We start from the raw sequence: 12559 nt of genomic DNA, 5'->3' as shown, positions 1-12559 counted from the left end.
AAATTTTGAGTTTGACTGTTGTAACTTTGCTAAAAATATTTTGTTTGGGAATTTTATTTGTTTTTTGTAAATTTCATTTTCATTATTTTTTAACCTAAGCTTTTTAGATTTCAATTTTATAAAATCTAAAAAATAAAAGTTAGTTTCCCTATTATTTTTAAAAAATCATAAAATATCTTTTAAGAAATTTGCTTTATAGAGTAAAAAACGTGTTTTTTGCTCTAAAAGGGTAATAATTTTAATTTTTGTATTTGCCGGCAGTATCTAATCGATAATCAAACAAAAACCTTTTACGGTTTAAATTTGAGGCTTTTTTGTTTTTCTCGACGAGGATTTTTACCAAAATATCCGTAAATATAATAAAATATAATCTTTTTATATTATATTTTTATGTTTTCATGTGAAAACATAAATCTTAAATTGATTTTGTATAAATTTTAAATCTTCCGGAAGTTTCTTATTTTTGTAATCATAAAAATAAAGCATAATGGCAAAGTTTCGTTTTAACATTCTTAGCAATTTTTGGAATTAGCTTTTCCGATATTAAATCTTTAGTTTTCTGTTAAATAAAAATTCCCCGCTGTAAATGGGGGGTTAAAGGATATAAAAACACGGCCTTGTTAAAGCCGTGTTTTTAATTTTTATAACATTTTATTTTTTAATCTTTGGGAAATCTGCTCAAGTTCTTCCAAAGAATTATAATGCAGAATTAACTTTCCTTTGCTCGGTTTACTGCCGTATTTAAGTTCTACCTTAGTGCCCAAAGCTTCTTGGAGAGATGATTCAAAAGCAAGGGTATCGGGTGTTTTTTGCGGTTTTTGTTTTACGGTTTCATCCATAGTGTTTTTAGCCGCTTCTTCCGCTTGGCGTACGGACATTTTTGAAGAGATAATTTTTTTGAATAAAACTTCTCTTTTTTTCTCGTCCGATACCATTAATAAAGCGCGTCCGTGTCCTTCGCTTATATCGCCGTTTTTAATGGCTTCCTGTATTTCCGGCTCCAAATTAAGCAGCCTCAAGGAGTTGGATACGGCGGCTTTGGACTTCCCGCAATATTCGCCCAGTTCGGTTTGGGATATCATAAACTTTTGCATTAAGCTTTTATAGCCCAAAGCCGTTTCTATCGGGTTTAAGTCTTCCCTTTGGATGTTTTCGATAAGGGCTAAAGCACACATTTGTTTGTCGTCAAGCTTTGAATGTATAATGCAGTCTATTTCCGTAAAACCGGCCAGCTGTGAAGCGCGGAAACGTCTTTCGCCTACAACCAGTTCATATTTATCCATACCCGGATCGTAAACCACTACAATAGGCTGAGTCAAACCGTGTTGCTTTAAAGATTCCGCCAGGCCTTGCAAGGATTCCTCATTAAAAGTCTTCCTGGGCTGATATCTGTTGGGGATAATTTTATCGAGCGGTATTTTTTGTACGCCGGAAGCGTTTTCCCCTCCTGCTTCATAAGACTCATTCATTCCGCCGTTTAATAAAGCGTCTAAACCTTTGCCTAAAGCTTTCCTCATATTAATAATTATCCTCCGAAGTCAAATTCAGTTCCTTTTGACGCGCCATATTTAAAATTATTGAAATCTTCCGCTTTTGCCCCTCTTCTTATAAGGAACTCAATGGCTAAATCCATATATGCTTTTGTGCCGCGGCAGGAAGGGTCATATTCAAAAATGCTTTGCCCAAAGCCCGGGGCTTCCGCTAAACGTATATTGCGCGGAATGGGTGTTTTGTACACTTTATCTCCGTAGAATTTAGAAACTTCTTCCTTAACTTGATTGGCTAAATTCATTCTGCCGTCAAACATGGTTAGTATCCCGCCGTCTATTTTAAGCTGGGGGCTTAAAAACTGTTTTACTTTGCTTATTGTATTAATAAAGTGGGCAAGTCCTTCCATGGCGTAATATTCGCATTGTATCGCGGTAAGCACGTTATCTGCTGCGACAAGCGCATTTACCGTAAGCAAACTTAAAGACGGGGGGCAGTCTATAATTATAAAATTGTACATTTTCCTTATAGTGGCAAGCTGTTCTTTAAGGAATTTTTCCCTGCCGTTTATATTTACAAGCTCTACTTCCGCCCCTGCTAAATCTTTATTTGCGGGCAGAATATCCAGCATTTCATTGCTGGTTTGCCTTACAACCTCTTTGAAAGAAGCGGTTTTTGTAAGGAAGTTATAAACGGTTTTATCTTCATCTTTTACTTCTATGCCCAATCCTGAAGTGGCGTTTCCTTGGGGGTCAAAATCCACAAGCAGCACTTCTTGCCCTAAGCAGGCAAGGGCATAGGATAAATTTACGGCGGTGGTCGTTTTGCCCACGCCGCCTTTTTGATTGGCAATGCAAACTATTTCACCCATTGTATTCTCCTATAAAAATATTTAATATAAAATTTAAAAACAAGTCAATAGTTGTTTATAGTGTTTTCACATGAAAACTTATTTATGCGGCTTGATATTAGGTTTCACGTGAAAACAGTTTCTTATCCGGCGGCAGAGTCTTCACATGAAAACATTTAGCATATGTGTTATAATAAAGTAATCGGAGATATAAATGAACATAAAAATATTGCCGTATAATACCTCTTGGACTGAAGATTATAAAGAGGCTTCTTTGTCAATAAAAAATATCTTGGGCAATTTGCTTGTAGATGTTTATCATGTAGGAAGCACTGCGGTTAAAGGGTTATCCTCAAGGCCTATTATAGATATAATGGCGGTTGTAAAGGATATTGGTATTATTGAAGATTATGAGGATATGTTTGAAAGCTTCGGTTATGAGTGCTTAGGGGAGTTTGGACTTCCGGGGCGCAGGCATTATCGCAAGTGTATTAATGGCATAGCTTACCATTTAGATATATTTGATATATATAATGAGAAAGAAATTATCAGGTTTTTGGCATTTAGGGATTATTTAAGAGAATATCCTGAAGAAGCTTCCTTTTACGGAGAACTTAAGCAGGCTTTAGCCTTGCAGTTCCCTGAAGATTTGGAAGGATACTCCATAGGCAAAAGTGTTTTTATTGATAATCTGGAAAAGAAGGCGGTAGAGTGGTATATAAACAAATTCTCCGTTAATGGCGATATATAATCGTGCGGTTTTCACATGAAAACTAAAAACTTTAATAAAGACGTTTTATACTTTTCCTATATTTGCTCTCAAGCTGTTTCCAATTAAATCTCACCTGTGCGGGAAGTTCTTTAAATATAGAAGTTTTATTGATTTCCGATATATATTTTGTATATTAAAAACCCCCGGTGTAATGCCGGGGGTTATAAGAATCATTTTACAAGGCCGATACGGTTTAAAGGCCAATGTATAAACCATGCTTTGCCTTTAATGTTTTCTTCCGGGATTGGGCCCCAGAAGCGGGAATCGCAGGAAAAATCCCTGTTATCCCCTATACCTAAATATGTGCCTTGCGGTATGGTAACCGGGCCGAAGTTATCCCTTAAGTACATACCCAAATGTTTTTCCAGTTTACGTTCTTCCCAAAGTTTTTGGTATTCTTCCCGGCTGAAAGGCAATGTTTCTTTAGATAATCTTTTTATGTCCTGATAAACTTCATAAGGTTGTGCCGGCATAAGTTCGCCGTTGATAAAAACTTGTTTATCCCTCATTTCTACGGTGTCGCCCGGCATACCTATAACGCGTTTTACGAAATCCCTTCCGTACTGAGGTTCCCCACAGTTTACCTGTTCTTTGCTTTCCGCCGGGAAGCGGAAAACTATAATATCTCCCCTTTTTATATCATTAAATTTTACTATTCTGTCTTTCATAAAAGGCAGCCTTATGCCATAAGTTATTTTATTTACAAAAAGGTTATCCCCTTCCAAAAGGGTGTTCCTCATGGAGGCTGAAGGTATCTTGAAAGCTTGTAAGAAAAGGAACATTACTACCGCTGCAAAGAAAGCGGCAAAATATACGGTTTCCGCCCATTCAAGATTAAAGGCAAATATTTTTTCGGTTTTCTTTTTATCAGCCTTACCTGCGGAGATAAAATTATACACGGCAAAAGCTATAGCGGCGGTAGTAATAAAAGCAAACGTTCTGGGTTCAAGCCCGCCCTGTATCCCGTTTTTGGCCATAAAGTTAAAAATATATATTATCAGAATACCGGCTATTAAAGCGAAAGAAGCGTTCCAAGCAGAGAAAACGGTTTTGTTTTCAAATATTTTCTTTTTATTCATCAGTTTGGATACTTTCGCGTAAACGAAAGCTGTTATGCCGGTTATAAGTAAAGTAAGTTCCATGATCAGCGTCCTTTTAAACCTTGTTTTTTAAGTGTTTTTTTATTGAGCAAAGCAAATTTAAATTTAACTGTTTTTTGGAAAAGCCCCCATATAAACGGTACTTTTTCCAAAAACAGTTTAAATTTAAATATCAAAAGATATTTTTTGTCGTAATTTTGTATAGTAACTTCCGCTCCGCCCGTTTCAAGCCATTTACGGTAGAAATTATCCCATTCTTTAAAGGGATAATTATCCCAAAACTTATAATCGCCCATGGCGTGCAGGATAAGAGCGTTTGCCGTTTTTATTGGGGAAAGTACGGGGTGGGAGTTGAATTTCCTCGGCAAAATGGCCGGTTTTATTGCAAATTTTTGCAAAGCCAAATTAAGTATGCCTTGGTCTATCCAAAGCAATTTGGAAGCCAAAGCCTTTGTTTGCTGATAGCACCAAGCCCCTATTTTAACGGGGTTTGCCATATTGTCGCTGAAAACTATTACCCCGGCGTTAAAATTACGCCGCAGTAGATCAAAACCTTTTATCGGTTTTAAAAAATTGGAAGCGACGATATTATCATCGTGGGCCAGCGCAAAGCCGGATTTTTTGAATTTTAAAATATTGATAAGTTCTTTCTTTACCAAAATATCCAAATCAAGCCAAAGCAGCTGGCGGTATTCTTTCAGCAGGAAGAAGCATTCGTACCTGGCCAAAGTAAGTTGGCTGTAGCGGCGAATGGTTTTTATGTCCGCCGTGGAAAAATTTAATTTGTACTCTTTAAAGAAAACCCGCCCTATCGAGCGCAGCGCCTTTCTGTTTTGCTGGGAAAGATTCTGATAGTAAATTATTATGTCTGCTTTTTTAAATAAAAGCGGAGAGTTTTGTTTTAAACTTAAAAGCGCGCAGCCGGCCGCGAAAGCGGCTTTGTCGTCGGTAGCCATCACTACGGCAAGCGGTTTTTTATGTTGGGACTGCATTTAAAAATCCACGGAAAAGATTTTTGTTTCAAAAGGCTGAAACTGCAAAAGAACACCGTCTTTTTTAGCTTGTGCGCTGGGCAAAACAGTTTCGTTTTGCTTGAAGTGTTCTTTTAGAATCAGATTTTCCGCGGAAGGCACTTTATCCACCGGCATTATACAGGAAGAGGGAACATCGCTGTAATTTATAATGACAATCTTCTGCGTGGTTTGCTGCGTCCAAGCCCAGCAGAGAATATTTTTGAAAGAAAGATCTTCCTCATTTGCCGGTTTAGGATTTTTAATAGTCCATTGCCCGCCGTGAAAGCACGGATGATTTATAATATCCAAAAAGTTTTTATAGAAATCATAAACTTCTTGGTCTACCTGCGCGAAACGGTGGGTATATTGTATAGGCAGGCGTTTTTCCTCTCCGTAGATTTGCGGCATGGTAAAAAGCCTTGCTCCTATCAAAGTGTATGCGGCCGCCGCGGCTGCTTTTGATTTTTCCCGCCCGAAAGCCAATAAAGGCGCTTCCTCGTCGTGGTTGGCTATAAATCTCAGCGATCTTTTTTGGTAAAGATGCTCGGCGTTTAAGTGCCCTTGTATATCCTGCGCCGTGGAAATGCGCAAACGGTCATAAAGGGTTTTGTCGTAAGTATAGTCAAAACCGAGCTTCTGCACTTCCCATTCAAGGCCCCAGTAAACTTCGGCCAAAAATGTAAATCTGGGATATTCGCTTTTGACTTCGCTTATAACCTGCGGCCAAAATTCTTCCGCGGGCATTTCGTCTTTGACGAAGTTCCCCCAAGTATCGCGGAACACTTTGTTCAGCATTAACATTACCATGTCGCAGCGCAGGCCGTCGCACAACGGAACTATTTTAAGCAAAGTGTCTTTTAAAAATTTTCTTGCTTTGGGATTAAAATGATTTATCTGTACGGTATCGGTCCAAGAGGGAAAATAAGGGTCCTTCCCGTGGGCCAGCCAATAACCGTTCCGCGTTTGGAAGAACAATTCTTTCACTTTTGGTTCTTCGTCGGAAAAAACAAAAACGTCTTTATCGGTCAAGGTCAGAGGATTATCTTTTGAAAGATGATTGCCGGCAAAATCCAAAATAAGTTTTATGCCGAAATCGTTTAATCTTTTCTTTAACTTCAGCAAGGCTTCGTTCCCGCCGAAAGCCTCGTTTACCGTATAATCGTAAATTGCGTATTGAGATCCTACAATATCGGCCTTATCGTAACCGGGGGCCGCTTTGGAAAGATAATCGTTTATAGCCTTGTCTTCCCTCGCGATTGCACGGGATGCGGGGCTTTCTTTCCAGACGCCCATAAGCCAAAGAGCGTCGAAGCCGTGTGCTTTCATCTCAAAGAGATCCTGCTCCGGCACGTCGGCCAAAGTAATGTTTTCCTGTTTTAAATCGGCCTTGATTTGTTTAAGCCAATTATGGGCGTTGATTTCTAAGATATGGGGATTTGTGCGCATAAAAACCTCTGACATTTATAATTATATCACTTTATTGGGAAAAGTCCATAAATTAAGCAAAATCAGGCAAAAATTTCTACAATTGCTTTATGAATAAGCTTGAAGCCCTAAGCGTGATGTACGGCCTGCCTACCGCGGATTTGCGCGCGGAATACGCGCGGCTCGGCGCTTTAAAGGTCAATATGATAACGCCGTCTTTATACGGCAGCGGCGTTACGGAATTGGCCTCGACCCTTAACGGATATTTCCGCGAACTCGGCTTAAAAAGCGACTGGAGCGCGCTTGAAGCCGACCGCCGTTTTTTTGTATTGAGTAAAAAAATAACCGAAGCCCTTTCGCTGAGTTTTAATTCCGTTACGCGCGAGGAACTGAAAGAGTTCAAAGAGCTTTCTTATTCTTTGCTCCTCCCATCCGACTGCGACATTTTGTATATGCACGATTTCCACGCTTTGATTGCGGCGGAAAAACTTAAAAACGTAAAAAAGATTTATCGCTGCCATTTTGACATTTCGCGCGCCAATGCCGATGTCTGGGCTTTTTTGAAACCTTATATAGAATCCTGCGACGGCGTTATTTTTACTTCTCCGCAAAGCCACCCCGCTTTAAACCGCCGCGCGGATTATATTTTGCCTTCAATAGATCCGTGTTCCGTCAAAAATACGGTCGTCGGCAAAGCCGAGCGCGAAGAGGTTTTAAAAAAATTTGGCATTCCTTTAGATAAACCCATGGTTTTGCAGGTGTCGAGATTTGACAGAGTCAAAGATCCTTTCGGCCTGATAGACGTTTTTAAAGAAGTCGCTAAAAACATTCCGTCCGTTTTGGTCTATGCCGGCGGTTTTGCGCCCGATGACGTCAACGCTTCCGCTCTTTATGACGAACTGAAAAAATACGCTGCCGGGCGGCGGGATATAATACTTCTCTCAATTAATCGGCATGATTACGAAATCGCCGCTTTACAAAGTGCGGCGGACGTAGTGGTGCAAAAAAGTTTCAGCGAAAGTTTCGGCCTTTCCATAACCGAAGCTTTATGGAAAAGCAAACCCGTCGCCGCAAGCGACGTCGGCGGAATAAGGCTTCAAATTATCAACAATAAAACCGGTCTTTTATGCCGAAATAACGCAGACTTCGCCTCATCCGTAATAAGGCTGCTTCGGGATAAATCTTTGGCGCAAAGGCTTGCCGCCGGGGGAAAACGTTTGGTAACGGAAAAGTTCCTCATTACGCGCGAACTCAAAAGCCATGCAGAAATTTTCAAAAAGATAGTATAATGGAAATAAGGCTCTGTTTCGCCGGGCCGGGGCAGAATATGATATCAAAACAAGACCATATCTTAATAGCCGGCTTGGGCATACAGTTTGCCGTGATAATGTGCATAGGCGCTTTCGGCGGTTACTGGCTTGATAAAAAATTCGGCACATTGCCGGTATTTATACTTTCTTGCAGCGCGGCGGCTTTTTCTTTGGCTATATATATAATGGTGCGCTCCGCGAAAGCCTATGTTTATAAGGATAAAAAGAAATGATAGAAGAACTTCTTGCTCATCATATATTGGATCACAGTTTTAATATAAGCCTTTGGGGAGTTAATCTGCCCATAACCCAGCATTCTGTTTACATGTTCGGCATAAGCGTGCTTCTTTTTGTGCTGTTGATAATTTTCGCCAAAAAGAAAGGCGGGCGCGTAAGAACTTTTTTGGAAATGTTCGTAACTTTTGTGCGCGATGAAATCGCCGTGCCCAATTTGGGCGAGGAAGAAGGCCGCAAACTTACTCCGTTTTTTTGTTCGCTTTTAATTTTTCTGCTGACGGCAAACTATGTAGGCATGCTTCCCGGCGCAAGGACGATAACTTCCAACATTTCCGTAACCGGCGGCATGGCCATACTAAGTTTGATTTTGATTTTGGGCCTCAGCATTAAGGAAAACGGCCCGATAGGCTGCCTTAAAACTTTCGTTCCGGGCGGCGTTCCCGGATGGCTGGTTCCGCTTTTGTTTCCTTTGGAAATTTTAAGTTTAATCATAAAAGTTTTTGTTTTGGCCGTCCGTCTTTTCGCAAACATGACGGCGGGGCATATCGTATTGATAGGTTTGTTTTCTTTCATCTTTATTATGGGCGAAAGGAGCATAGCCTACGGTTACGGTACGGCCGGGCCGGTGCTCGGCATGACGCTTTTTGTAAGTATACTTGAATTGCTTGTGGCGGCGATACAGGCCTATGTCTTTACTTTGCTTACGGCCATTTTCGCGGGGCTGCAAATGCATTCACATTAACTCACGGAGGAGTAAAATTATGGAACTTGAAGTACTTAAATATATCGGTGCAGGTTTTGGCGCGGGTTTATCCGTAATAGGCGCCGCTTTGGGTATCGGCAAAATCGGTGCCGCGGCATTGGAAGCTTCAGGCCGCCAACCGGAAGTAGCCGCCGTAGCCAGGATAACGATGATTATCGCCGCCGCTTTGGTTGAAGGCGCGACGTTCTTCGCTCTGGTAATCTGCTTAATGATGGTTTTATAAACCTGAAAGGACAGTATGGATTCATTGTTAAAACCCGATATAGGGTTAATGTTTTGGACGATAGTCAACTTTCTGCTGTTGGCTTTCCTGCTGGCTAAATTTGCGTGGAAACCTTTAATGAACGCGCTTGACGCCAGGGAAAAGCAAATAGCGGAAGACGTCGCCGGCGCGCATAAAGCGAGAGAAGACGCTGAAACTATCAAAAAACAAGTTGAGAAGACTTTGGCCGATACCGCCATGGAAAGCTCAAACAGAATAAAAGAAGCGTCGCAGGCCGGCGAACAGCAGAGGCAGGCCATAATAGCCCAAGCTAAAGACGAAGCTCAAAATCTTATCAATCAGGCTAAGGCGGAAATAGAGGCGGAAACGCAAAAAGCCATAGAAGCGGTTAAGAAAGAAGTCGTGGATACGACAATGCTTGCCGCGAGGAAAGTGATCGGCAAAGAAGCCGACAAAGCCGCCAACGAAAAGCTGATTGAAGATTTGCTGAAGGATATTAAAGTCAAATGAAAGCGAATATGTCTGTTTTAGCGCAGAGATACGCCAAAGCGTATGATTTGGTCGCCAAAAACGACAATGCCGCCGCGCAAAAAAATTATGAGCTTTTTAAAGAGGCTTTATCCTCGCTTAAACCGGTGGAGGAGTATATCAACAATCCGACGATATCCCCCTCGGTTAAGCTGGAGTTGGCTTCAAAAGCTTATGGCAATGCGGATACGGCGGCGTCCTTTGTCAAACTGTTAATTTCCGCCGGAAGGTATTACCTTGCCGGGGAGATAGCAAAAGAACTGCAGAATCTGCTTGACGCTCGCCTCGGCATAAAGAGAGCGACCGTATTTTCCGCCGGGGAACTTGACGACGGCGCCAAACGCGGACTCGGCGAGGCTTTAAGCAAATATTTTAACAGCGCTCTTGCCTTGGATTATAAAACGGACGCTTCTCTTTTAAGCGGCGTCGTTATCCGCTGCGGCGACTTGCTTATCGACGCCAGCGCGGAAGGCAGAATTAAACAGATGACGAAAATTTTAACGGAAAGGTAATTATATGGGTATAAGACCTGATGAGATAACCTCAATCATCAAAGAAAAGATAGAAAATTTTGTACCCCAAACCCAAACCGACGAAGTCGGCACCGTAATAAGCGTAGGCGACGGCATCGCCAGAGTATACGGGCTTAACAAGGCTGTGTCGGGAGAGCTTTTGGATTTTCAAAGCGGTGTAAAAGGGCTTGCCATGAACCTTGAGTACGACAATATCGGCTGCGTACTCATGGGGCCCGACACCGAAGTAAAAGAAGGGGACACCGTAAAAAGAACGGGCAAAGTAATCAGCATCCCGGTAGGTGAAGCCCTGCTGGGCCGCGTGGTTAACCCGCTTGGAGTTCCTCTTGACGGAAAGGGCCCCGTCAACACCACCGAAACGCGCCCCATGGAAGTAGTCGCGCCCGGCGTGGTTGAACGTCAGCCCGTTAAACAGCCTTTGCAGACCGGCCTTAAGGCCGTTGACGCAATGGTGCCGATAGGCAAAGGGCAAAGGGAACTTATCATCGGCGACAGACAAACGGGTAAAACCGCCATCGCCATTGATACCATTATCAATCAAAAACAACAAAACGAAGGAGTAATCTGCATTTACGTGGCTATAGGGCAGAAGCAGAGCACCGTAGCCCAGGTGGTGCAGACTTTGACGGACTTCGGAGCTATGCCTTATACGATAGTCGTTTCGGCCAACGCTTCCGATCCGGCCTCTCTTTTGTACGCGGCCCCTTATGCCGGCTGCGCGATGGGCGAATATTTTATGTGGAAAGGCAAAGACGTCCTTATCGTTTATGACGATCTTTCCAAACACGCCCAGGCCTACAGGGAAATGTCCTTGCTGCTCAGGCGTCCGCCCGGCCGCGAAGCCTATCCCGGCGACGTATTCTATTTGCATTCAAGGCTTTTGGAAAGGGCTTGCAAACTCAGCGACGAAAACGGTGGCGGTTCTCTTACCGCTTTGCCGATTATCGAAACTCAGGCCAACGATATTTCGGCTTATATTCCGACTAACGTCATTTCCATTACCGACGGGCAGATCTATTTGGACGCAAACTTATTCCGCTCCGGCGTAAAACCGGCCATCGACGTGGGCTTTTCGGTTTCGCGCGTAGGCGGCAGCGCCCAAAAGAAAACCATGCGTAAAGTTTCCGGCACTTTAAGGATAGACTTGGCCCAATACCAAGAGCTGGAATCTTTCGCCCAGTTCGGTTCGGAGTTGGATAAAGAATCCCAGTTCCAGCTTGCCAGAGGCCAAAGAATGAAAGAACTTTTAAAACAGCCTCAGTACGGACCTATGCTTGTTCCCGAGCAGGTTTTAACTTTATTTGCCGGCGTCAGGGGCTATGTGGACCATGTATCCGTAAATAAAGTTCTTGATTACCAAAACGAACTTTTGGCTTTCGTAAAATCTTCCCACCCGGAGCTTTTAAAAGATATAGCCGCTGCCGGCGGGGAAGGTATCGGCGAAGAACTTGAAAAGAAGATTGTCGCCGTATTGGAAGAATTTAAACCTCTTTTTAAGGAGAGCAAATAAATGACTCAGAAAAAATATTTAATTACCGGCGGGGCCGGTTTTATCGGCAGCAATTTAGCTTTTGAATTACAGAATCAAGGCCACAGCGTAACGATAGTCGATGACTTTTCGTCCGGCCATTTTAAAAATCTTATAGGTTTTAAGGGCGATATCGTCGCCGCGAACGTCTTTGAGGAAATGCCGGAAGAAAACTATTTTGACGCTATTTTCCACGAAGCCGCTATAACCGACACCAATATCCACGATCAGAAGCTTATGATGCAAATGAACGTCGAAGCTTTTAAAAACGTGCTTTATTACGCCGCCGCCAATGATATTAAACGCGTCGTTTACGCCTCCTCCGCGGCCACTTACGGCAACGGCGAATGTCCGATGAACGTCGGCCAGACCCCCAAACCGGAAAATATTTATGGCTTTTCCAAAGCGATTATGGATAATGTCGCAAGGGAATTCGCAGCGGAAAACAGAGATATGGTAATTGTGGGCTTAAGATATTTCAACGTATACGGCCCGGGCGAATATTTTAAAGGCAAGACGGCCAGCATGATGTATCAGCTTTACAATCAGATGAAGCAGGGCTACCGCCCCAAAATCTTCAAAATGGGCGAACAGGAAAGGGATTTCGTCTATATTAAGGACGTAGTAAAAGCCAATATGTGCGCGCTTAACAATGCAAAAGAATCCTGCGTCGTTAACGTCGGCACGGGCATATCCCGCAACTTCAACGATATCGTAAAATGCCTTAACAACGAACTTAGGCTGAATCTCGCCCCGGATTATATTGATAATCCTTCCAGCTTCTATCAG

The 12559-nt window shown here is 42.5% G+C and carries 14 protein-coding genes; 9 read left to right on the top strand and 5 right to left on the bottom strand.

All coding sequences use genetic code 11. The features are described 5' to 3' along the window. Positions 1–641 precede the first annotated feature (641 nt). Together ACQY26_RS05860 and ACQY26_RS05855 are read right to left on the bottom strand one after the other, a co-directional pair. Positions 642–1517 carry a ParB/RepB/Spo0J family partition protein gene (locus tag ACQY26_RS05860; RefSeq protein ID WP_428048214.1) on the bottom strand — a complete coding sequence of 292 codons (876 nt, stop codon included), beginning with the start codon at positions 1515–1517 and terminating at the stop codon, positions 642–644. A gap of 8 nt (positions 1518–1525) precedes the next feature. Continuing rightward, a complete protein-coding gene (locus tag ACQY26_RS05855; RefSeq protein WP_428048213.1) occupies positions 1526–2359 on the bottom strand; it encodes a ParA family protein in 834 nt (277 codons plus the stop codon). A 193-nt stretch (positions 2360–2552) separates the two neighbouring features. Between ACQY26_RS05855 and ACQY26_RS05850 the strand changes: the two genes are divergently transcribed. Next, positions 2553–3089 carry a GrpB family protein gene (locus tag ACQY26_RS05850; RefSeq protein ID WP_428048212.1) on the top strand — a complete coding sequence of 179 codons (537 nt, stop codon included), beginning with the start codon at positions 2553–2555 and terminating at the stop codon, positions 3087–3089. A 191-nt stretch (positions 3090–3280) separates the two neighbouring features. Here the strand turns inward: ACQY26_RS05850 and lepB are convergent, their stop codons facing one another. Genes lepB through ACQY26_RS05835 form a run of 3 tightly spaced genes read right to left on the bottom strand, consistent with a single transcriptional unit; the run spans position 3281 to position 6684 of the window. Continuing rightward, complete coding sequence (lepB, locus tag ACQY26_RS05845; RefSeq protein ID WP_428048211.1) at positions 3281–4252, bottom strand: signal peptidase I; 972 nt, start codon at positions 4250–4252, stop codon at positions 3281–3283. Positions 4253–4254: 2 nt separating this feature from the next. Further along, positions 4255–5202, bottom strand: coding sequence for a glycosyltransferase (locus tag ACQY26_RS05840; RefSeq protein ID WP_428048210.1), 948 nt, complete (start codon positions 5200–5202; stop codon positions 4255–4257). Then, entirely contained in the window at positions 5203–6684 is a 1482-nt protein-coding gene (locus ACQY26_RS05835) for an alpha-amylase family glycosyl hydrolase (RefSeq protein ID WP_428048209.1), read from the bottom strand. Positions 6685–6758: 74 nt separating this feature from the next. On the opposite strand from ACQY26_RS05835, the gene ACQY26_RS05830 reads away from it, so the two are divergent. The 8 genes from ACQY26_RS05830 to ACQY26_RS05795 form a co-directional block, all read left to right on the top strand. Then, complete coding sequence (locus tag ACQY26_RS05830; RefSeq protein WP_428048208.1) at positions 6759–7937, top strand: glycosyltransferase; 1179 nt, start codon at positions 6759–6761, stop codon at positions 7935–7937. Between the two features lie 38 nt (positions 7938–7975). After that, positions 7976–8191: an AtpZ/AtpI family protein gene (locus tag ACQY26_RS05825; protein WP_428048207.1), complete on the top strand. Its 216-nt coding sequence runs from the start codon at positions 7976–7978 to the stop codon at positions 8189–8191. Beyond that, positions 8188–8937, top strand: a complete 750-nt coding sequence (gene atpB, locus ACQY26_RS05820) for a F0F1 ATP synthase subunit A (protein ID WP_428048206.1) — start codon at positions 8188–8190, stop codon at positions 8935–8937. Before ACQY26_RS05825 ends, atpB begins: the two co-directional genes overlap by 4 nt. A 19-nt stretch (positions 8938–8956) precedes the next feature. Then, positions 8957–9181, top strand: coding sequence for an ATP synthase F0 subunit C (atpE, locus tag ACQY26_RS05815; protein ID WP_428048205.1), 225 nt, complete (start codon positions 8957–8959; stop codon positions 9179–9181). A gap of 15 nt (positions 9182–9196) precedes the next feature. After that, complete coding sequence (gene atpF / locus ACQY26_RS05810; RefSeq protein ID WP_428048204.1) at positions 9197–9691, top strand: F0F1 ATP synthase subunit B; 495 nt, start codon at positions 9197–9199, stop codon at positions 9689–9691. Then, on the top strand, positions 9688–10221 hold the full coding sequence (atpH, locus tag ACQY26_RS05805; protein WP_428048203.1) for an ATP synthase F1 subunit delta: 534 nt from the start codon (positions 9688–9690) through the stop codon (positions 10219–10221). The genes atpF and atpH overlap by 4 nt, the downstream gene beginning before the upstream one ends. Before the next feature lie 4 nt (positions 10222–10225). Then, positions 10226–11752, top strand: a complete 1527-nt coding sequence (atpA, locus tag ACQY26_RS05800) for a F0F1 ATP synthase subunit alpha (RefSeq protein WP_428048202.1) — start codon at positions 10226–10228, stop codon at positions 11750–11752. After that, positions 11753–12559, top strand: an 807-nt coding sequence (locus ACQY26_RS05795; protein ID WP_428048201.1) for an NAD-dependent epimerase/dehydratase family protein, incomplete at its 3' end; no start/stop codon positions are given. It abuts the gene before it with no gap.

Origin of the sequence: Candidatus Proelusimicrobium excrementi (assembly GCF_937881865.1) — a bacterium.
GTDB classification, from domain to species: domain Bacteria; phylum Elusimicrobiota; class Elusimicrobia; order Elusimicrobiales; family Elusimicrobiaceae; genus Proelusimicrobium; species Proelusimicrobium excrementi.
This window is presented reverse-complemented; position numbering and strand designations above follow the sequence as displayed.